This window comes from Bradyrhizobium centrolobii, from assembly GCF_001641635.1.
In the GTDB taxonomy this organism is placed as follows: Bacteria; Pseudomonadota; Alphaproteobacteria; order Rhizobiales; family Xanthobacteraceae; genus Bradyrhizobium; species Bradyrhizobium centrolobii.
Map to the genome: position 1 here is coordinate 33,454 of NZ_LUUB01000073.1, position 20,877 is coordinate 54,330.

The window sequence follows — 20,877 nt, forward strand, 5'->3', positions numbered from 1 at the left end:
GGCGGGGAGCAAAACAATGCCGTTCAAGATCGTCGCCTCGCAGTGCACGGGCTGTTCTGCTTGCGAACAGGAGTGTCCCAATGTCGCAATCTCGGAGAAAGGCGGGATTTTCGTGGTCGATCCAAAAAAATGCACCGAATGCATCGGCTATTTCGACGAGCCGCAGTGCGTGGCGGTCTGCCCGGTCGACAACACTTGCGTGCTTGACATGGCGCGACCGCGCTACGCCTCTTGAGGGCAATAGGCTATGAGGGGCGGGCCTTTCCCATGCACGGAACAAGTGAGACCAGCCAATACTGCGGTCGATAGGACGCCCGCGCCGTTGAACGCGGCAGCATCAAAGCTGAATCTGCCGGCCATGCAGCCGGTCGAGGACCAGATGTGGAGAGAGAGCTCGCTGAAATGGCTGCTTGGCCTATTCCACAAGTGCAAGGAAATGCTCGCTCAACCCGTGCCGCCGACGACCGACACGCGTTTCAGTGCGCGACGGGACAGTGAGCGAGACGTCGCCGCCTGAACCCTGTTCCACGTGGGCTGCGAGCGCAAACCGAGGCCGAGAGAGTTGAACATGAGCAATATGGCTGATGATGACGTCGTCGAGTTGACGTCGGCGCCCTTCTTCAATTGCGGCGAGAAAGTCCGGGCCAAGTATACGATCCGTAACGACGGCACCTACGCTGGCAAGCAGGTCGGCGACATCCTGGCGAAGAAGGGAGAGATCGGCTACGTGATCTCGATCGGCACGTTCCTGCAGAAATTCTACGTCTACGGCGTCGAATTTGTCAGGACCGGGCACCGGGTCGGGATGAGGCGGAAGGAGCTCGATCTGGTCTTGGCGAATGAGGACGCCGAGGAACGGCCTTTGCCCGGAGCTATTTGTCGATGATCGAACGCAGGCGACCGAAGTATCAGTCTGGCCAGCAAGTCAAGGCAAAGGTTGGGCTGGTCAATGACGGCTCATTGCCGGAAGCACCGCCGGAAGGCGTTCTGGTCAGCGTCGGCGACGTCGGCGAGGTCGTCCGGATTGCGCAGCACGCCGAAGCGAATTTGCCAATCTATCTCGTCAAGTTCGGCAAGCAACTTGTCATCGGTTGTCTCGAAGAAGAAATTGCACCGATCCAGGAAGGTGGAGCTGATGACTGAGGCGGTTCATGAGCCCGTACGGCCGGCACATCCTAATCATCTTGATCGTAGACGTATCGAACGAACGTTGGACACGCGTGAGTACTACCGTTATGTGTCACCGAGAGTGACTGGCGTTCCGGGTGGTTACTTGATCGAAAGTCCATGCTGCTCACGCCATATCGACATGGAAGGTGGTCTCATCGATATCGCGCTCCTGCGCCACGATTGCAGGAGCGCAAGCTGGCAGCTGTTTCGTAAGAATCACGATAACAGCCTTTGGGAACTCTACTCCACGCACAAGTGCCTAAAGGCCGCCGCCGACTTCTTGAGCGCCGATCCCGAGCGCGCATTCTGGCCATAACAAATCCGTACGACGGTCTTGGCTGCTCGAAATCGAGCTGTTGGGCTCGGCGACGCCGCATGTCGGATCGATATTTGTCGACAGGGCTAGTTGTGCCGCCCGATATGAATTGAGTCTGAACTCGCTCCGATTGACCAGGCGATTTGCGATCTGCGCTGCTTGCAGTGGCAACAAGACCGCCTCACGTTCCCCTGTCGTACATCTGACACAAGCAATTCATCTGTGCGTTTCGACGAGCTTTCATCTCCGTCGTACTGTCATGATGACGCGCGTAGCGCCCACTCGGAGAATGGCACGCCGCTTGCTACTCGCTACTGCGAGCAGGACTCAAGGACGTGCCCTCGTCAGTGGCGGCGAGATCGGTCTTCCCGAAAGCCGTCCACGCGCCGCTTAAAGAGCTTCAACATCGCTGAAGTACGGGCGAAATCATCGGCAGTGGGCTGGATGGAGAACAAGAATGTCTTCACTGAGACAAATTGCGTTTTACGGCAAGGGTGGTATCGGCAAATCGACGACGTCACAGAACACGCTGGCGGGGCTTGCCGAGATGGGTCATAAGATCCTGATCGTCGGGTGCGACCCCAAGGCGGACTCGACCCGACTGATCCTGCATGCAAAGGCACAGGACACGATCTTGAGCCTGGCGGCGAACGCCGGCAGCGTCGAGGACCTTGAGATCGAGGACGTCATGAAGGTCGGCTACAAGGACATCCTCTGCGTGGAGTCCGGCGGGCCGGAGCCGGGGGTCGGCTGCGCCGGCCGCGGCGTCATCACCTCGATCAACTTTCTGGAAGAGAACGGGGCTTATGAGGACATCAACTACGTGTCCTACGACGTGCTCGGCGATGTCGTCTGCGGCGGGTTTGCAATGCCGATCCGCGAGAACAAGGCCCAGGAGATCTACATCGTGATGTCCGGCGAGATGATGGCGATGTATGCCGCCAACAACATCTCCAAGGGCATTCTGAAGTACGCCAGTTCCGGCGGCGTTCGCCTCGGCGGGCTGATCTGCAACGAGCGGCAAACAGACAAGGAGCTGGAGCTGGCGGAAGCGCTTGCCAAGAAGCTCGGAACCCAGCTGATCTACTTTGTGCCGCGCGACAACATCGTGCAGCACGCGGAGCTGCGCCGAATGACGGTGCTGGAATACGCCCCCGACTCCAAGCAGGCAGATCACTATCGCAACCTCGCGACGAGAATCCACAACAATGGCGGCAAGGGTATCATTCCGACCCCTATCAGCATGGACGAACTTGAAGACATGCTGATGGAGCACGGCATCATGAAGCCGATCGATGAGGACCAGGTGGGCAAAACCGCCGCCGAGCTCGCCGCTCAATAGGTGGTCGCGGACACCCCAAAGATGGGCAATCACAGTCGCATGAGATGCAGGAAAATCGAGCGGAGTCGCAGGTGACCGCAGCGCGATCGAGTTCGTTGGACGAAGCGTCACCCTCGCTGGCTAGCTCTTCTACGGAAGGTCGGGACGTCGGAATAGAATTCTACCGTCTTCTGGTCGGCTGCGATCCCACGGATGCCGACCTAACCGACGATCGCGATTTTGATCGTCATGTGCTCGCCTCCGTCCTTTCCATCGCCGCGATGGATGGTGGGCCTCTTTCCGAGAAGGTCGGGCTGGTTGAGCAGGAGCTCGATCAGCTTCGCGCCAAATACTTCCCATCTGGGCCCGTTTGGCCGGTCGCTCGGACGACTAAGCCGGGCTTAACTTACGAGGACGAGATCATCATGGTGCGCGACCTCTTGCTCGCGCAGCGATCGACTGAAGGCGAGGTCAGCCGCTGGCTCGCTGCCATGATTGCGCGCCGCGCAATGGAGGCGAACCATCTGTGGGAGGATCTCGGGTTGCGCCAGCGGGCTGAATTGTCGCGTCTTTTGACACGCCATTTCGCACCACTGGCTGCACGAAATACGAAAAATATGCGATGGAAGCGCTTCATCTATCGCACCTTGTGCGAGGACGATGGCCTGGTGATGTGCACGACACCGGTGTGCACGCAATGCAATGATTTCGATCTTTGTTTCGGCGAAGAGAGTGGCGAAAGCCGCATGGCCGAGCGCCGCCGGGAATTTATGCGCGACGTCGAGGAGCATGTCAAAGCCGCCAGTCATTGACATAGGGCGACAGTTGGCGATCGAGGCGGCCCACTGATCATTGGCCTCCACGTGAACGCGACATCACGACGGCGTTACTCGATCATGAACCCATCTCGTGGGGACGCGGTCCAGGGCAGCCTTCTGAGATGGTCCATCCGATCAAGTGGTTGCTCGCGCTGCGAGCCTCGTTTCTGCAGCCGCCGGATGTCCCTGATGCGGCGGCTCCCGTGCTGTGCTCTGGGTTTTAGATCGGATCGTTGGACCGAAAAAATGGGAACGACACTATGATAGCGGAGTGCGAGATCAAATCTGCGCACGTGGAGATGCGAGTAAACACCGTCTGGACGATCGTGCTCGGCTTTGAAGCCGATCCATTGGCACGCTGGAGCTGGCCGGACTCGAACCAATATCTCAGTAGTATGCCGGAGTTCGTCGTCGCATGCGGCGGTCGAGCATTCGAGAATGGTACGGCCTACATCGCAGCAGGCCTCCGGGCCGCAGCCCTATGGCTGCCCCCCGGCGTGCAGCAAGATGAGCCGGCGCTAGACGCGCTCATGGAGCGGTCTCTGCGTCCGGAGATTGCGGAGGATATGGCCTGTCTTCGCAACGGAATGGCTGAACATCATCCGCCAGAGCCGCATTGGTATCTGCCCCTCATCGCCGCCGACCCGAACTGGGCCGGACAAGGTCTTGGCTCGCAGCTCATGCAGCACGCGCTTCGAAGATGTGATGAAGAAGGCGTCGCCGCCTATCTCGAGAGTTCAAATCCGCAAAACATAACGCTTTACAGACGCCACGGCTTCAAAATCATTGGCGAGATACAACACGGCTCCTCGCCGCCGCTCACGCCGATGTTGCGACTGCCGACTTGAGCGGAATCCTTTGGCGAGGATACACACCAGCAGCGACAACTAGGACCTTCTCATACCTTACAAGGTGAAGACGCCAGAATTGGTCAGCGTCCTTTCGACCAACAGCTGCGAGCGTAGGCATGGGCGAGAGTGCCGCCAGCTAGTAGCTCTGCACAGTGATTTTGACGGGTTGCGTTGTGCGGCAGTCAGATTAGTTCCGGCAGGCTTTTGGGATCAACGAGCACCTCGATGCTGCGAGGCGTCGCTGGCTGCCTTCTGATGAGGCCAGCTCGTTCCAGCGTCAGCACCATTTGGTGAACCGAGGGCGGGCTGACGCGAAAATATTCTTGCATGTCGGTTTCCGCCGGCGGTCTGCGGTGTAGCCGCGTATAGAGGTGGATGAAGGCAAGGTACTGCCCCTGTTTGGGCGTGAAGGTTTTTGCCGAAGGACTCACGCCGGCCATCCGATTCAGTTGTTCGTGCGAGCCTCGAAGGAGGCAGGCATGAATTTACGATATCGGGTCGAACTGAGCCAAGTCGAGCGCACCAACTCAAGACGCTGCTCGGCGGCGGCAAGCATGCGTCCCGCAGGCTCAAGCGAGCACAGATCTTGTTGGCTGCCGATGCCGGGGCCAGCGACGAGGAGATCGCCAGGAGCGTTGGCGTGAGCGGCTCGACCGTGTACCGGACCAAGCGACGCTTCGTGGAAGGCAATCTGGAGCGAGCGCTGAGCGAAGAGCCCCGTCCCGGCGCTGAGCGCAAACTCACGGGCAAGGAAGAGGCTCTGCTGGTGGCGACCGCCTGTGCCGGTCCGCCGGCGGGCCGTGCCCGCTGGACGCTCAAGCTGCTGGCAGGCGCGATGGTCAAGCTCACCGAGCACAAGAGCCTGTCCCACGAGACGGTTCGCCGGCGTCTGGCCGAAAATGACCTCAAGCCCTGGCGCAAGGACATGTGGTGCATTCCGCTGGTCGACGGCGAATACGTCGCTCGCATGGAAGACGTGCTCGATCTCTACGCCGAGGCGCCCGACCCCGATCACCCGGTGGTGTGCTTCGATGAAAGCCCGGTGCAGCTCATCGGCGAGGCGCGTCAGCCAATCCCCGCCGAGCCCGGCCGGCTCGAACGTTACGATTACGAGTATCGTCGCAATGGCACCGTCAACCTCTTCGTCCTGCTCGATGTGCATCGTCCCTGGCGCAAGGTCAAAGTCACCGAGCGGCGTGCGGCAGAAGACTACGCCCAATGCATGCGCGAACTCGTCGATATCCATTATCCCGACGCCGAGACCGTCCGGGTCGTCCAGGACAATCTATCAACCCATTCTGCCGGCGCCCTCTATCAGGCGTTCCCGCCTGCCGAAGCCAGACGGATTTTGCGACGACTTGAGTTCCACTACACCCCCAAGCACGCAAGCTGGCTCAACATGGTCGAGATCGAGATCGGCGTCTTGCGGGGACAGTGCCTCGACCGCAGGATCGACAACCCCAAGCGACTGCGCCGCGAACTCGCCGCCTGGGAACGGCAGAGGAATGCCGCACGCTCCCGCATCAAATGAATGTTCACTACAGACAAGGCGCGCACCAAAATGGGCCGCGCCTATCCCGACACTTCCAAAGAGTCATAATCACTGTGCAGAGGTACTAGTTGCGCATTCGCAGGCGGGCATCTCCAGTTGCTCGGTCAAGAGGGGGACGGCGCGCGCTTGGTCCGAGCCGTTCAGATCAGTCGATGCGATCTCATCAATGCGGGGCTTGTAACATTGGTGACAATTCACCTGACGTATCTTGGCGTGCGAATCACAACAAGCGAAAGGCACCGCAATGCAGAACCTAGCGACCTTACAGCGCCCAGTATGGCACGGTGCTTGCCATAGTCCTGACTGCATCACTTAAGTCGTCGCGTGATGCACGGAGCGGACTCGGCGCTTGTTGGTTCATGGCGTCGGGTCCGTTCCGTTCTGGTCTCGCCAGCCCAGGGCGGCTCGACGTGCATCGAGGAGGCTAGCGGAGCCCATCCCTAGATCCCGAAGTTTCGCAATTTCAAGAAGAAATCGGTTCTGAAGGGGGGCCGCGCGAAAACTCTGGTGGGTCGGACCCGTCGGCTAGAGCCGCCGTCCGATCAGGAGTCTTCGTATCGAGGTAGCATGAAATGAGCAGGAACCACGGAGGACCGGCCCGACCACGAGGATCCAGGTTCGACATGATCATCAATGTCGCCCGCAAGCGACGCAGATCTGAGCTGGTGCGCTGCCGACGTTGTTCGTTTCGCGACAAAGTCCCTCCGAACGGCTCCGTATGTTCGAGCGTCTAAACTCTATCGTGATCTGGCATGCCGGTTGCTCGCCGTCAGAGAAAGTGGAGTATTGACCTGAGATGAGCTTCGATGCTGCGATGCAGTCCGATAAAGCGCCGCCGCGACCGATCGTCCTGAACGACACGACGTTGCGCGATGGCGAGCAGGCGCCTGGTGTCGCCTTTACGGCTGCAGAAAAAGAATCCATCGCCCGGGCGCTGGCGCGGGCCGGAATTAACGAGATCGAGGCCGGTACGCCGGCCATGGGCCAAGAAGAGATCGGCGCGGTCCGGGCTATCGTCGAAGCCGGTCTGCCGGCGACGATCATCGCTTGGTGCCGGATGCGGACTTTTGACGTCGAGTCAGCGCTCAGCGCCGGTGTGTCAATGGTCAATTTGTCAATTCCATCCTCCGACATCCAAATTGCGGCCAAGCTGGGGGGCGGCCGCCCGGCTGCGTTGGAGCAGGTGAGGCGGGTCGTCGGCTATGCGCGTGAGAAGGGGCTTGATGTCTCAGTCGGCGCGGAAGACTCCTCGCGGGCCGACGTCAATTTCCTGATCGAATTGCTGGCTGCGGCAAGCGGCGCAGGCGCACGCCGCTTTCGTGTCGCGGACACGCTCAGCGTACTCGACCCAGATACGGCCTTTGCCATGGTCTCGGCGCTACGCGCCACCACCGATCTCGAGCTCGAATTCCACGGCCATGACGATCTCGGTCTTGCGACGGCCAACACGCTCGCGGCCATAAAAGCGGGCGCGACACATGCGTCCGTCACCGTGATCGGCCTTGGCGAGCGCGCCGGCAACGCGCCGCTGGAAGAGGTCGCTGTCGCGCTCAAGCAGCTTTATGGCCGCGACACGGGCGTCGTACTGTCGGAGCTTGAGAACGTCGCGGCCGTGGTCGCGGCGGCCGCCGTTCGCGCGATTCCACTCAATAAAGCGATCGTCGGTGAGCATGTTTTTACCCATGAATCGGGCATACATGTCGATGGTCTCCTGAAGGACCAGCGCACCTATCAGGCACTCGACCCACGGCTGCTTGGTCGTTCCAATCGTTTCGTGATCGGCAAACATTCAGGTCTCGCCGCCATCACGGCGCTGCTCTCCGAACTGCAACTATCGGCGACCGACGATCAAGCGAGGGCGGTCCTTGCCCGGGTCCGCAAGCATGCTGTCGAGTGCAAGGGGGCGGTCACGCGAGAGACCGTGATAAAGATCTGGCACGACGTCCGCGACCGCCCGCCGCCCAGCTGCTTCCAGGACGGCGCTTCGGTACAAAGGTGATGACGGAGACAGCAAATGGTTGATGGCATCCTCGCGCGATTGGACAAGGCTGCGGCGGCCGAGGAAATCTTTGCGATATTGGAGGTCGACTACGACCCGAAAGTGGTCAATGTTGCACGGCTCCACATTCTAAGACGCATGGGACAATATCTCGAAGCCGAGGATTTTACTGGCGCGCCGGATGAAGCTGTAGCGAAACGGTGCAAGGAAGTGCTGGAGCGGGCTTATGCTGATTTCGTCACCTCCTCTCCAATTGACCAGCGCGTGTTCAAGGTTCTGAAGGACGCCGTGAGTCGACGGCCGAAAGAAGCTCAAGCTCTCGTTCAGCTCGACGCCTTGAAGTGAACGGGCTGACTTGCCTGCGCTTGGAACGCCATCCTCAATTCCAGGCCAACTTAGCTCACCGGATCTTTAATGCGTGCGCGTGAAGGCATCGATCAGTCAATCGAAGTTGCGGCGGGAGATGGGCATGTCGCGTTCTCGACGACGTTGGTTTCAGCGATCGCCGTGGCCTTGTCGTGTTTCCGACGTCTGCCGCTTGTCGGCGCCGCTACCCAATTGCAGGCGAGCGATGAGCGGCTTACGCAAGATCCTATAGCCGCGCAGGATTTGCCAGACATGTAAACTTGGTACGACACTTGCTGTCTGCTATGCGCAGCTAAGCTTGGAGAAGCGCATGCGCACCGCTGTTTGCAGCAACAGCTGCCTCACTCCCCTCGGGCAGGAATGCTGCCCGTGACCGATCCTATACTGCGCCAGGAGCGCATACGACTGTCGTCCCCTGCGGGCGGTCCATCCTTGTGGCGCTCCGGGCAGGCCCGCGGCAAGGCGACCTCGTGGACCATGGGTCCACTTGCGGCCGATGTGTATTTGCCCAAGGCGCGCATCTTCGGGGCTAGTTGCGCCATGCGAGTGACCGATTGCTACCTGGCCGCCGGTGATAGGCCTGTAAACGTCGGCCAGCACTTAACCGCAACCGGTAAACCTTGGCCGGTTCCGCGAGGGGCCGAGCGGGCCCAACTCGAGTCCGCCCGTGCGGTCGGCGCCGCTTGCGCGCAGGCCGAACGTGGCGAGCGGCCGCCCGAAGCATTCCTCGAGGCGCTCTTCAGAAGGTGGACGAAGCTGGAGCTCACGGCACTTGCGCGGGCCTTAGAGAGGAAGAAGTACCATGAGCAGTAAATCCAGAACTCCCGCTCCGGCCGCCGCAGCAGGCCGTGCCGCGACGAAGAAAGAGTTGCCCGAGCGTTTCAGGGCCTACAAGCACGTCTGGGTCTTTATTGAGCAGGAGCGCGGGGTCGTGCACCCCGTCTCCTGGGAATTGATGGGCGCCGGCCGCAGGCTCGCGGACAAGCTCAAGGTCGATCTTGCCGCTGTTGTCATCGGGCCGGAAGGCGTCGCAACACAGCAGGCCGTGGCCATGTCGTTCGGCTACAGCGCCGACCTCGTGTACCTGGTCGCGAACAACATCTTGGCTGACTATCGCAATGAGTCCTACACCAAGGCGCTGACCGAACTCGTCAACACACATAAGCCGGAGATACTGCTCTTAGGCGCAACCACCCTCGGCCGCGATCTTGCGGGCTCGGTCGCGACCACTCTGCTCACCGGGCTCACCGCCGATTGCACGGGACTCGACGTTGACGCCGATGGCTCCCTTGCCGCGACACGACCGACGTTCGGCGGTTCGCTCCTTTGCACCATCTACACGCTGAACTACCGGCCGCAGATGGCGACGGTCCGTCCCCGCGTGATGCCGATGCCCGAACGCACCGCGCGTCCCGTCGGTCGGGTCATCACCCATGCACTGGACCTCCGCGAAGACGATATCGTCACAAAAGTTCTCTCCTTTCTGCCCGATCGGGACTCCGCGAAATCCAACCTTCCTTATGCTGACATAGTCGTTGCCGGCGGCCTGGGCATTGGATCGCCGGAAAATTTTCAGCTGGTTCGGCAGCTCGCGACCGTTCTGAAGGCCGAGTATGGCTGTTCGCGGCCGCTGGTGCAAAAGGGGTGGGCCACCGCCGACCGCCAGATCGGGCAGACGGGCAAGACCATTCGGCCCAAGCTTTATATTGCAGCGGGCATTTCGGGGGCTATCCAGCATCGGGTCGGCGTCGAAGGCGCCGATCTCATCGTCGCCATCAACACCGACAAGAATGCGCCGATTTTTGACTTCGCCCATATGGGCATCGTTGACGACGCCATCCGCCTGTTGCCGCCGCTCACCGCGGCGTTTCGCGCGCGGCTGATGAGCGAATCGCGTGGCCGATCGAAAGCTGCAGGAGCATCGTCATGATCGATGAAAAGTTCGACGCCATCGTTGTTGGGGCGGGCATGGCTGGAAACGCGGCGGCGCTCACGATGGCCAAGAATGGCATGAAGGTGTTGCAGCTCGAGCGCGGCGAGTATTCTGGCTCCAAGAACGTACAAGGTGCGATCCTTTACGCTGACATGCTGGAGAAATTGATTCCCGACTTCCGCGAAGACGCCCCGCTCGAGCGGAACCTGGTCGAGCAGCGCTTCTGGATGATGGACGATCACTCGCACACCGGCCTGCACTACCGCTCAGATGACTTCAATGAAGAGAGACCAAACCGCTATACGATCATTCGAGCCCAGTTCGATAAATGGTTTTCTCAGAAAGTTCGCGAAGCCGGCGCCACGGTATTGTGCGAAACCACTGTGACCGAGCTTGTTCGGGATACCTCCGGCGGCGTGGTCGGCGTTCGGACCGATCGCCGCGACGGCGAGATCCATGCCGACGTCGTCGTCCTGGCGGAGGGCGTCAACGGCCTGCTCGGTGCGCGCGCCGGCCTGCGTGAGCGGCCGAATCCCGCGCACGTCGCGCTCGCGGTGAAAGAAATGCATTTCCTGCCGCGCGAGACTATCGAGGCACGCTTCAATCTCAAAGGTGATGAAGGCGCCGTGATTGAAGCCGCAGGCACCATAACGCGCGGCATGACCGGTATGGCGTTTGTTTATACGAACAAGGAATGTATCTCGCTCGGGATCGGATGTCTCATCGCCGATTTTGAGTCGGCTGCCGAGACACCTTACGGGCTGCTCGAGCGGTTCAAGCGGCACACCTCAGTCGCGCCGCTGATAGAAGGTTCGGAGGTGAAAGAATATTCTGCACATCTCATTCCAGAGGGGGGCTATAAGGCAATCCCGCAACTCTACGGCAAGGGCTGGGTCGTGGTCGGCGACGCCGCGCAGTTCAACAACGCTATTCATCGCGAGGGATCAAACCTCGCAATGACTTCCGGTCGTATCGCAGCGGAAGCGATCCTAAAGCTCAGGTCTCAGAAAAGGCCGATGACAGCCGAAAATCTCGCCCTGTACAGGAGGATGCTCAATGAGTCCTTCGTGATGAAGGATCTGAAAAAGTACAAGGATATGCCTGCGCTGATGCATACGCAGTCACAAAACTTCTTTTTGACCTATCCGCAGCTCTTCTCGAAGGCGATGCAGGGCTTTTTGCGCATCGACGGCACGCCGAAGGTCGAAAAGGAAAAGCTGGCACTCAAGTCGTTCGTAACGGCGCGCTCGCGCAGGGGGCTGTTCAGCGACGCTTTCCGTTTTGTGCGGGCGTGGCGTTGAATTGAGCAACGGTAACTGACGGAGATTGGACTATGTCGAACGAGCCACCCGTACGCGTCCAGGACAAGCTGTTCTATAATCGTTACCGTGTGGATACGGGCCGTGCGCACATCAAAGTGCGGCCGCACGGCACGCCCTCGCCGCAGCTCTTGTCCCTGCTGAAGGCCTGCCCGGCGCGCTGCTACGAGCTCAATGACCAGGGGCAGGTCGAGGTGACCATCGACGGCTGCATGGAATGTGGCACTTGCCGGATCATCTGCGAGGAGAATGGCGACATCGAGTGGAGCTACCCCCGCGGCGGTTACGGAGTGCTATTCAAGTTCGGCTGAGCTCGCTATTTCAAGGAAATAGAGCGGAAAATTTAGGAGGTCGCGCTCAACGGTCAGTCTAGTGCCGGACCAGACCGCTGATGATCGCAGCGAGAGGCTCTTCGTCGCCGTCAAAGCTGGCAATCATCGCATTGAGGAAAGCATCGGGATCAAGGTCCTCAAGATTGATCGCATACCCAGCGTGATCCGCCAGAAGGAGGAAGAACGACAGCTGAGTGCGGCCATTGCCTTCGCGGAAGGCATGAATAACGTTGAGTTCGGAGAGGAAGTGGGCTGCCTTCTTGGCAAATGTCTCTGGCTCCAGTCCGATCAGAAACTTGTCTTTCTTCAGCTCTACGAACAGCTTACTTGCTTGGTTCTCGACGTTTTCCGGAAAGCAGAACATACTTCCGCCCTTTGACATGCGAACGGTCCGAATCTTCCCGGCCCAATCGTAGACGTCCTGGAACAGGTGTTCATGGATGGACTTGAAGTGCGCGAAATCGAGATTGCCGGCCGGGAGTTCCTCGTCGGCTCTAGCGTCGCTTACTTCCGCTTCGAAGGCTTCGAGCTCATCTGCGTCTGTGAGATCGAGTTTGTTCTTCAGGACGGTCGTGCCAAGATAGCAGTAGTCGTCGGCCACAGCATCGTACATGCCGGATTACGCCTTGCGGTAAGCCTTGATGATCGCTTTCCGGCGCTCTTCTGGGGTGCGCGCCTTGCTCTCGACGATTGCGCTGCTGCCTTTCATCCTCGGCGAATAGATGATGCCCTCCACGGAACTGATCTTCCTGAAGCGTGCACTGCCGATCACAAAGCCTGATGCTTTGCCTTTCTTGGGGGGGGATTTCGGGGGTGATTTCTTCGATGCCATATTAGACACAATAGCACAGATCGGGCCGACTCGCACGAGGCGGCGCACTCGCGCGGCGGAGCGTGACTTGCGTACCGGTAGGGCTCTCGCCGTCGCCTCCGCCGTTTGTAGTTCCGGCTAATGGCCCAGCTGGACCCGGCGACGTCAGCAGCAATCACTTAATGTCAAAGACTCGGCGAGAAATGTGGTTCCGTGGGGGCCTCTTCGAAATTTAGCTTCGTGTGACGCGGTACTGGGCCGAATCTGCACAAATATAGAGTTAGTGTCCACTTAAGACAACTTTTAATTGAGCTTGTGCCGCGCTCCCCCGCTCGGCAGCCAAACGCCGAGTCTGAGCGGCTTGCGCCGCACCGACGTTCTCGTCCGGTAGATCGCCTAGATCGCTGGTGGGATCACCTTGCGGTCCTTCCAGGAAACGAGTGCAAGGCGTCTCTGGGTCTAGTGGACGCGCTGGCATTTGCGGGTAGACCGGCATCGTCGCCTTGCGAATCCCTTCGGTCGGTCAACCTCGGCAAATCGTAGTCGTCGTCGCCGCGCGCCGTTCGTTTTGATCCGCCGGCACCATTTGGCGTGCCGCGCTCGGGGAGAGGCAATATCGGCACACAGCATGGGCTACGAAACGTCAGATTGGATCCTCAATCAGCGTCGCCGTCCTCGCTGGATCGAGAATCGAGTTCACTAAGTACGCTATGCTGGATCTTGCCCAATGCTGTTCGCGGCAGTTCTTTCGTGAAAATGATCTCGCGTGGCACCTTGAACCGAGCCAGATGGGATTGCACGTGCGCCACCAAAGTCTTTGCGTCAGTCCGAGTTCCCGCCTGCATGACCACGTAGGCGATCGGCACTTCATCCCATTGCGGATGGGGTCGACCAATGACCGCACACTCTGCGACATCGGGGTGGTCTAGAAGTACGCGCTCGACTTCCGCCGGATAGATGTTCTCGCCACCAGAAATGATCAGGCGCTTCTTCCGGTCCTTTATCCAAAAATAGCCGTCAGTATCTCGACTTGCGATGTCACCAGTGCGATACCAGCCGGCGCGCAGTGCCTCACGCGTTGCTTGCTGGTTGCCCCAATACTCCTGCAAAACGTTGGGCCTGCGCACGCCGATCTCTCCCGGTGTGCCTGCGGGTAACTCGTTGCCGCTATCATCCATGACAATCGCCTCACAGCATAGTCCCGGTAGGCCGGTCGAGCCCTCTCGGGACAGCTCGCCGCCCAGCCTCGTGTAGATTGCAATGGGGCTCGTTTCGGTGGAGCCATAGACCTGCAGTACGGGGATGCCGCGTCTGATCAAGCGAGCAATCAGATGCTGCGGCACGATCGTGGAACCCACAGACACGGCCCGGAGCGACGATAGATCGGCCGTTGGCCACCTGACGCTATCGGTCATGGCCTGAATGATCGCAGGCACGAGCACCGTCAATGTCGGCCGACCGTGGTTGAACGCGTCGAGCGCCGCATCTGGGGTAAAGCGTGGATGGATCGAAACTGTCGCGCCGACATGTAATGCCGGGGTCGTCTGGATGTTGAGCCCGCCGACGTGGAAAAGCGGCAATACCGTCAGCACGTGGTCGTCCGACGTGAGGGCGTGCATATGCTGGCTCATCACACCGTTCCACAGTAAGGCCTGCTGGCTCAACACCGCACCCTTTGGCCGTCCTGTCGTACCTGATGTGTAGACGATCAGGAGCGGGTCCGTCAGGTCCGAGGGAGAGTCGCAGCTGTCGCGCGACCCCTCGTCCAATAGGGATTCCCACATCCGCCCGCCGGGAGGCGCAAAGTCCAAGCCAACTGTCGCGATCTTGGGCAGTGTTTCCGCGATCATTGGCAGAAGGCCGCCAAAGGCCCGCTCGAGCACAAGCACCTTGGCACTAACGTCGGATAGGATGAAGCTCTGCTCGGCGAGCGCCAGACGCCAATTCACCGGAACCAATATCGCCCCGATCCGTGCGCAAGAATACAGAAGAACGAGATAATCAGGGCGGTTGAGGCTGAGGACGGCGACACGATCGCCTTTATGGACTCCGAGCGCAGTCATAAGGGCTTGTGCCGTCTGTTTGATACGTCGATCAAAGTCGGCGTAGCTCAAGCTGTCGCCCTCGAAGCGGATTGCCGGCTTGTTGGGAGCGAAGGCGGCATTGCGCTCAATGAGTGTGCAAAGATCCATGAGTCATCCCGCTTTCGTTGACCGGCACATCGAGCCGGGCCTCAACTCCTTACGTGGCGATTGTACCGGCGCATGGAACGCGTAAGAGCCGGTTGTCGTAACGTTGTTATCGATGCGGAGGGGTCTGTGGTCCGAGCCGACAGCCTCATCCGCCGCTACATCCTGAAAACGCCATAGTGTGGCGCTTCGATTGAAGCATTGAGCGATGCGCTCAAGGCGATTGACAGCGCGTTTCTGGTGTCTACGGGATCTAGAATGCCGTCATCCCAAATCTCGGAAGTCGCGTAGTAAGCGCTCGACCGCTCGCGATATTCTTCCAATATCGGCTCTCGAATGGCCGCTAGTTGTTCGTCGGACAGACGTCCACCTTCACGAGCCAGTTGCCGTGCCTTGACATGAGTGAGGACGCCAGCCGCTTGCTCCGCCCCAATGGCGGATATCTGAGATTGTGGCCACGCAAATACAAAGCGCGGATCGAAGGCACGTCCGGCCATGGCGTATGTTCCTGCTCCATGGGAGCTGTTGCAGATCACCGTGAACTTAGGCACCGACGCGCCTGACAGCGCCATGATCAGCTTGGCTCCATCTTTGGTGATGCCGCGCCGTTCGTATTCGCGACCAACCATGAACCCGGTGATGTTCTGCAGGAAGAGCAGGGGCGTTCGGTTCTTGTCGCACAATTGAATGAAGTGCGCGCCCTTAAGCGCGCTTTCGTTTAGAAGCACGCCATTGTTGGCAAGTACGCCGATTTGATATCCATGAAGGCGCGCGAAACCGCATACGAGCGATTGGCCATAGCTTGGCTGGTATTCGTGGAATCGGCTGCCGTCGACCAGACGAGCAAGGATCTCCCGCATATCGAACTGAACGCGAGAATCGCTTGGGATGATTCCATAAATTTCGGTTGCATCATAGGCTGGTGGTTCCGGGGCGGTTTGATCAACCGGCGCTTTCGTGGGGCGCGTCGTGCGGGCGACAATGTCCCGTGCGATGGCAATCGCATGCATCTCGGAGGTCGCGAAATAGTCACCCGTTCCCGAGATGCTCGTATGCATGTGAGCGCCGCCAAGCTCCTCGGCTGACACGTCCTCTCCAGTGGCGGCCTTTACAACCGGGGGACCCCCAAGGAAGACCGCTCCGGTGCCCTGCACGATGATGTTGTAGTCGCTAAGGGCCGGAACGTAGGCCGCCCCCGCGGAGCAGTGACCCATCACCACCGCGACCTGAGGAACCCCCATCCTGGAGAGGATCGATTGGTTGCGTAAAATCCGACCCGCGCAATAGCGGTCGGCAAAGAACTCCGCCTGCAAGGGCAGAAAGCCGCCTGCGCAGTCGCACAGATGGACCACGGGCAGACGATTCTCTATCGCGATATCCAAAGCACGCACGAGCTTCTTCACGGACAGCGGGTACCATGCGCCGCCCTTCACGCTGGCGTCATCTGCATGAATGATGACCTCCCGACCTGCTACCAGGCCGATGCCGACGACCTGTGCCGCGCCAGGGACCTCGCCGTTATAGGCTTTGTTGCCGGCCAAGGTCGACAGCTCGAGGAACGGAGTCTCTGGATCGAGCAAAGCCTCGAGCCGTTCGCGAACGAACAGCTTGTTTTGTCGCCGCAGCCGCTCAAGATCTCGCTCGGGGCGGTCGAAACGGGTTGAATGCTGGCGTTCCTTCAATTCTGCGGCAAGCCGTCCGTTATGAAGTGCGTTCAGGCGAAACGCCTGCGAGTTGATGTCGAGCCGTGAAACAATCCGTTGCATGTCAGCGACCTGTCTCGGATAGCGTGATCAGCGTGGCGTCTCGCTCGAAACTCTCGCCTTCTCTAAAATGAATCTGGTCGACCCTGCCATGCCTCGGAGCGTAAATGACAATCTCCAGCTTCATACTCTCGATCAGCATGAGCGCCGTACCTGCAGCAACGACGTCATCTTGCGAAACCTTAGTCGCAACCACAAGCCCGGGCATCGGTGCGCGGGCCACGAGATGCTCGGCAGCTGCGTCATCGCAAGCGAGTGCCCGCAATGGATCGAGGTATCGCAAACTGTGCGTCCTGCCACGGATGTGCAGATGGATCGTGTCACCATCGATCGCGAATTTGACGGGAATGGCGTCGCCCTCAATCACAAGCAAGCCGCTGCCGTCGCTTTGATGCGAGAACGCGACCTGCTTAATCGTGCCTCCCGGCAAGTGAAGCCGATAGCCCTGTTGGCAAGGTGAAAGCCATACTTCCCAGTTGTAGCCATTGAGCTCGAAAAGGTGCTTCACGTCAGTTTCTCCACTTGCCAAGAGCTGCGTGGAGGGCGGGCACGGCGTCCGCCGAATCGCGAACCGGTCTGGTCAGGAGCGCGGCAGCCGCCAGGAAGGGAGACATGTCGCTCGTAGATCCAAGGGCGAGGCCTGGGTTGTCATCGAGATATCCAGTATGCATATCTCCGCTCTGAAACGTGCTATCCGTCAGCAGATGTGCAAGAAAGCTCGCGTTTGTCTCGCAGCCGAGAAGGACCAGCTCTCGAATTGCCCGTTCCAATTTGAGGGTAGCCTCGGAACGCGTTGAAGAGTGTGCGATGATCTTGGCCAGGAGAGGGTCGAATGCCGCCGTGATCTCTTGACCTTGAACGATACCGCTGTCAATTCGCACATCTGCGCTTTCTGGGTACTCAAGCATTAGTATCTTGCCCGTCGTCGGTGCGAATCCAACTTCGGGAGCTTCGGCATACAGTCTGGCCTCAATCGCGTGACCTCTCAAGACGATATCCGACTGCGAAAATGAAAGTTCGTGTCCCGCGGCGACATGGAGTTGTGCCGCAACAAGATCTATTCCGGTGACCACCTCGGTCACAGGATGCTCGACTTGCAGCCGCGTATTCATTTCAAGGAAGTAGAACTCGCTTCCCGAAAGGATGAATTCCACAGTACCGGCGCCTCGATACTTGATGCTACGGGCAATACTGACGGCGGTGTCGCAGAGCCGCTTCCTCATCTCTTGTGGCAGGGCCGGCGCGGGAGTCTCCTCGATGATCTTTTGGAACCGGCGCTGGACCGAGCACTCGCGCTCGAACAGGTGGACGACATTTCCGAAGCCGTCACCCAGCACCTGAACTTCAATGTGGTGTGGCCTTTCGACATATCGCTCCGCGTAGAGCCTGCCATCCCTGAAATACCGCCGCGCCTCGCGACGCGCTTGAGCAATCGCGTCATCCAGAGCGCGGACATCCTGTACAATCCGCATACCTTTGCCTCCGCCGCCCGCTGAAGGCTTGATGAGCAAAGGCAGCCCAAGGGCCCGCGCCCTTGACGCGAATGTCGATGCATCGTCGTCCTCGATGGCCGAGGGCACGACCTGAAATCCGCTCCCCTGAACGAAATTGCGAGCCTGGATCTTGTCGCCCATGAGTTCGATGTTTTCGGATGTGGGCCCAACGAATGTTATGCCAGCCAATTCAACGGCCCGGGCAAACTCCGCGCTCTCTGATAGAAATCCGTAGCCTGGATGCAGTGCGCCAGCGTTTGCGCTGCGAGCGGCGGCAATGATTTGCTCGGAATCGAGGTAGGCGGACATTGGCGGATGGCCGCCAATAGCGATCGCGGTATCAGCCATGTAGACAGCCGGCGTCCGGGCATCGGCTTCATGGTAGACAATTGCAGAGCGAAGCCCCAGGTTGCGCAACGTCTTGATGATGCGTACGGCGATCTCACCCCTGTTAGCTATCAGAACCGTGCCGAATGGAAACGTCTGCATTCGTTTACTCTCCGAAAAATCAGGGGCTGAATTTCGAGGCTCGCGAGTGATTGACCCGCAATTGCCGTGTCGTCCTCGCATATCCTAGCTCCGTGCCGCCTATGGCCCCGGGACGGATGGGACGAGCCCAACGATGGTCGATCGAAACTTGTCGCGATGTAGTCAATTCGAACTGGTGCGTCCTTTTGCACGACCTCAAACTGTCATCACATGGCGAGATCACTCGAACTGACGACTCTCGTTCGCAGTCAGGCGGTGATCGTGTTCGATAGGTGAGGGAGAAGGTCTTGTCGGGTATCCGACACAGCGGCCAATCCAAATGTGCTGGGCCTCAGATGGGTGGTCTGCTGGATAGGCTGTGTCCGCGTCAAGTGTTGGAGCGAGGCCACCTCACCTTGGTGGGCTTGTGTCGTGGGAGGCTGAACGGGCAGAGACATTGAGAATCCCCAACTCATGGGTGGCGATGACCTAGCCAGAAACCGCCGTAGTATTGTTCGAGATCGTACAAGTTGACGCGACGTGTGATTCAAGCCCTCGGATAGGCTCGCCTGCTGAAATTGAGCAGATTTTCGTGGTGGGCGGCTCGAGCCGGTCGGCCGATCAGTTGGCGACATTCGGACCGTAGGGATTGCCTTGATCGCTGCGATCTCCATAAAGAGGCCAAGAAAGCTGAACTGCTCGCGTGCAGGAGCCAGGTTGCAACGGCGCACGGATCCGACAGCTTGGCAAACGGATCAAAAATCGGTCCCGGCTGGTGACAAACGCTGTCATTGAGCGTCGCGCCTTCAACGAAGGTGAAGACCCCTTGGTACCTCCTGCGGCTTCGGCGTCGACCATGGCGCCTAGTTAGCTCGATTGGTCGGCGACATGCTGAGATGGTCTCGGTTGTCTGAACAGCAATTCCGCGTCGATAAGTGGAGCTTCTGCCAGAGTTAGGCTGCCGCGCGGAACGGCAGCGGGTTGAAGTAAGCTTGATCCGGGGTGCCGCGGTCAAGGCTCGAGTGGGGGCGCCGGCCATTGTAAAAGTCGAGGTATCGGCCGATCGAGGCGCGGGCGTCGGACACGGTGTCGTAGGCGCGCAGATAGGCCTCCTCATATTTGACACTGCGCCACAGCCGCTCGACGAACACATTGTCGCGCCAGGCGCCCCGGCCGTCCATGCTGATGGCGATGCCCTGACTGGCGAGCACGCCGGTGAACGCGGCGCCCGTGAACTGCGAGCCTTGGTCGGTGTTGAAGATTTCCGGCTTGCCGTGGCAAGCAAGAGCATCCTCCAGCGTCTCGACGCAGAATGCGGCTTCCATCGTGATCGAGACGCGCCACGACAGCACCCTGCGGCTGAACCAGTCAAGCACCACCGCGAGATAGACGAAGCCGCGCGCCATCGGGATGTAGGTGATGTCCATTGCCCAGACCTGGTTCGGTCGTGTGATCTCGATCCCGCGCAGCAGATACGGATAGATCTTGTGCCCGGGTTCGGGTTTGGTGGTGCGCGGACGGCGGTAGAGCGCCTCTATCCCCATCCGCCGCATCAGCGTTTTGACATGCCGGCGGCCGATCTTGCACCCCTCGGCAGCCAGCAGGTCTCGCAACATTCGCGAACCGGCGAAAGGAAACTCCAGGTGCAGCCGGTCGAGCCGGCGCATGATCGCGAGGTCGGCGGGCGACACCGGACGTGGTAGATAATAGACACTGCCACGGCTGATCTTCAAAACTTCCGCCTGTTTCGTGATCGGCAGGCCGTGCTCACGGTCGATCATCGCTTTGCGCTCAGCAGACCGGCTTTGCTGAGCGCGCCTTCTAAAAAATCGTTCTCCAGCGTCAGCTCCCCGATCTTGGCGTGCAGCGTTTTCACGTCCACCGCCGGCTCGCTCGTTCTGTTGCCACCGCCAGCACCAAATACCTCGGCCGCCGCTTCCTGAAGCTGGGACTTCCACTGCGTGATCTGGTTCGGGTGCACGTCGAAATGCTCAGCCAGCTGGGCCAGCGTCATCTCGCCCTTGATTGCGGCTAACGCTACCTTGGCCTTGAATGCCGGTGCGTGGTGCCGGCGGGCTCGTCTGCTCATCGTCTCTCCTGATTCGCGGGACAATCTTGCCCGCCGTCAGGCAGAAACTCCACTTATCGCCCTGTCCAGATTTCCGGAGCCAGCTCT

General features: G+C 59.5%; 21 protein-coding genes and 1 pseudogene. 14 read left to right on the plus strand and 8 right to left on the minus strand.

From position 1 onward, the window contains the following. The first annotated feature begins 16 nt into the window (after positions 1-16). The 7 genes from AYJ54_RS23675 to AYJ54_RS23705 all read left to right on the plus strand — a co-directional run bounded on the left by AYJ54_RS23675 (position 17) and on the right by AYJ54_RS23705 (position 4,473). Entirely contained in the window at positions 17-235 is a 219-nt protein-coding gene (locus AYJ54_RS23675; protein WP_063677053.1) for a 4Fe-4S binding protein, read from the plus strand. A gap of 333 nt (positions 236-568) precedes the next feature. Further along, positions 569-886 (plus strand): nitrogen fixation protein NifZ, encoded by a 318-nt coding sequence (locus tag AYJ54_RS23680; protein ID WP_063677052.1) that lies wholly within the window; start codon positions 569-571, stop codon positions 884-886. Then, on the plus strand, positions 883-1,143 hold the full coding sequence (locus AYJ54_RS23685) for a nitrogen fixation protein NifZ (protein ID WP_063677051.1): 261 nt from the start codon (positions 883-885) through the stop codon (positions 1,141-1,143). The genes AYJ54_RS23680 and AYJ54_RS23685 overlap by 4 nt, the downstream gene beginning before the upstream one ends. After that, on the plus strand, positions 1,136-1,486 hold the full coding sequence (locus tag AYJ54_RS52680; protein WP_063677050.1) for a DUF3024 domain-containing protein: 351 nt from the start codon (positions 1,136-1,138) through the stop codon (positions 1,484-1,486). The genes AYJ54_RS23685 and AYJ54_RS52680 overlap by 8 nt, the downstream gene beginning before the upstream one ends. Before the next feature lie 457 nt (positions 1,487-1,943). Further along, a complete protein-coding gene (nifH, locus tag AYJ54_RS23695) occupies positions 1,944-2,828 on the plus strand; it encodes a nitrogenase iron protein (protein ID WP_063677049.1) in 885 nt (294 codons plus the stop codon). A 71-nt stretch (positions 2,829-2,899) separates the two neighbouring features. Then, entirely contained in the window at positions 2,900-3,619 is a 720-nt protein-coding gene (locus AYJ54_RS23700) for a nitrogen fixation protein NifQ (protein ID WP_245315424.1), read from the plus strand. 266 nt (positions 3,620-3,885) lie between these two features. Continuing rightward, positions 3,886-4,473, plus strand: a complete 588-nt coding sequence (locus tag AYJ54_RS23705) for a GNAT family N-acetyltransferase (protein WP_063702627.1) — start codon at positions 3,886-3,888, stop codon at positions 4,471-4,473. Between the two features lie 185 nt (positions 4,474-4,658). On the opposite strand, the gene AYJ54_RS23710 is transcribed toward AYJ54_RS23705, so the two are convergent. Then, positions 4,659-4,916 carry a LexA family protein gene (locus AYJ54_RS23710; protein WP_136623884.1) on the minus strand — a complete coding sequence of 86 codons (258 nt, stop codon included), beginning with the start codon at positions 4,914-4,916 and terminating at the stop codon, positions 4,659-4,661. A gap of 39 nt (positions 4,917-4,955) precedes the next feature. Here AYJ54_RS23710 and AYJ54_RS23715 point away from each other — a divergent pair. From AYJ54_RS23715 to AYJ54_RS23750, 7 genes and pseudogenes are all read left to right on the plus strand, one after another. After that, positions 4,956-6,076 (plus strand): annotated as a pseudogene (locus AYJ54_RS23715) (IS630 family transposase). A 748-nt stretch (positions 6,077-6,824) separates the two neighbouring features. After that, entirely contained in the window at positions 6,825-8,027 is a 1,203-nt protein-coding gene (gene nifV, locus AYJ54_RS23720; RefSeq protein WP_063677045.1) for a homocitrate synthase, read from the plus strand. A gap of 15 nt (positions 8,028-8,042) precedes the next feature. Beyond that, positions 8,043-8,372, plus strand: a complete 330-nt coding sequence (gene nifW, locus AYJ54_RS23725; protein WP_063677044.1) for a nitrogenase stabilizing/protective protein NifW — start codon at positions 8,043-8,045, stop codon at positions 8,370-8,372. 69 nt (positions 8,373-8,441) lie between these two features. After that, positions 8,442-8,651: a hypothetical protein gene (locus AYJ54_RS23730; protein ID WP_063677043.1), complete on the plus strand. Its 210-nt coding sequence runs from the start codon at positions 8,442-8,444 to the stop codon at positions 8,649-8,651. Between the two features lie 544 nt (positions 8,652-9,195). After that, positions 9,196-10,323 carry an electron transfer flavoprotein subunit alpha/FixB family protein gene (locus tag AYJ54_RS23740; RefSeq protein WP_063677041.1) on the plus strand — a complete coding sequence of 376 codons (1,128 nt, stop codon included), beginning with the start codon at positions 9,196-9,198 and terminating at the stop codon, positions 10,321-10,323. After that, positions 10,320-11,627 carry an FAD-dependent oxidoreductase gene (locus AYJ54_RS23745; RefSeq protein ID WP_063677040.1) on the plus strand — a complete coding sequence of 436 codons (1,308 nt, stop codon included), beginning with the start codon at positions 10,320-10,322 and terminating at the stop codon, positions 11,625-11,627. The genes AYJ54_RS23740 and AYJ54_RS23745 overlap by 4 nt, the downstream gene beginning before the upstream one ends. Positions 11,628-11,659: 32 nt before the next feature. After that, positions 11,660-11,956 carry a ferredoxin family protein gene (locus AYJ54_RS23750; protein ID WP_063677039.1) on the plus strand — a complete coding sequence of 99 codons (297 nt, stop codon included), beginning with the start codon at positions 11,660-11,662 and terminating at the stop codon, positions 11,954-11,956. Between the two features lie 58 nt (positions 11,957-12,014). Here AYJ54_RS23750 and AYJ54_RS23755 read toward each other — a convergent pair whose 3' ends face one another. The 7 genes from AYJ54_RS23755 to AYJ54_RS23780 form a co-directional block, all read right to left on the minus strand. Further along, positions 12,015-12,590, minus strand: coding sequence for a Fic/DOC family protein (locus tag AYJ54_RS23755; RefSeq protein WP_063677038.1), 576 nt, complete (start codon positions 12,588-12,590; stop codon positions 12,015-12,017). A gap of 6 nt (positions 12,591-12,596) precedes the next feature. Next, a complete protein-coding gene (locus AYJ54_RS49660) occupies positions 12,597-12,809 on the minus strand; it encodes a hypothetical protein (RefSeq protein WP_136623885.1) in 213 nt (70 codons plus the stop codon). A 635-nt stretch (positions 12,810-13,444) separates the two neighbouring features. Further along, on the minus strand, positions 13,445-14,980 hold the full coding sequence (locus AYJ54_RS23760) for an acyl-CoA synthetase (protein ID WP_063702631.1): 1,536 nt from the start codon (positions 14,978-14,980) through the stop codon (positions 13,445-13,447). A 155-nt stretch (positions 14,981-15,135) separates the two neighbouring features. Continuing rightward, a complete protein-coding gene (locus AYJ54_RS23765) occupies positions 15,136-16,743 on the minus strand; it encodes an acyl-CoA carboxylase subunit beta (RefSeq protein WP_063677036.1) in 1,608 nt (535 codons plus the stop codon). 1 nt (position 16,744) lies between these two features. Continuing rightward, a complete protein-coding gene (locus AYJ54_RS23770; protein WP_063677035.1) occupies positions 16,745-17,248 on the minus strand; it encodes an acyl-CoA carboxylase biotin carboxyl carrier protein subunit in 504 nt (167 codons plus the stop codon). Between the two features lies 1 nt (position 17,249). Beyond that, a complete protein-coding gene (locus tag AYJ54_RS23775) occupies positions 17,250-18,722 on the minus strand; it encodes an acetyl-CoA carboxylase biotin carboxylase subunit (RefSeq protein WP_063677034.1) in 1,473 nt (490 codons plus the stop codon). A 932-nt stretch (positions 18,723-19,654) separates the two neighbouring features. After that, positions 19,655-20,790 (minus strand): IS3 family transposase gene (locus AYJ54_RS23780; protein WP_136623864.1). Its coding sequence is split into 2 segments (ribosomal slippage): positions 19,655-20,532 and positions 20,532-20,790, totalling 1,137 coding nucleotides; the frame shifts between segments, so codons are not numbered across the junction. Positions 20,791-20,877: the final 87 nt, after the last annotated feature.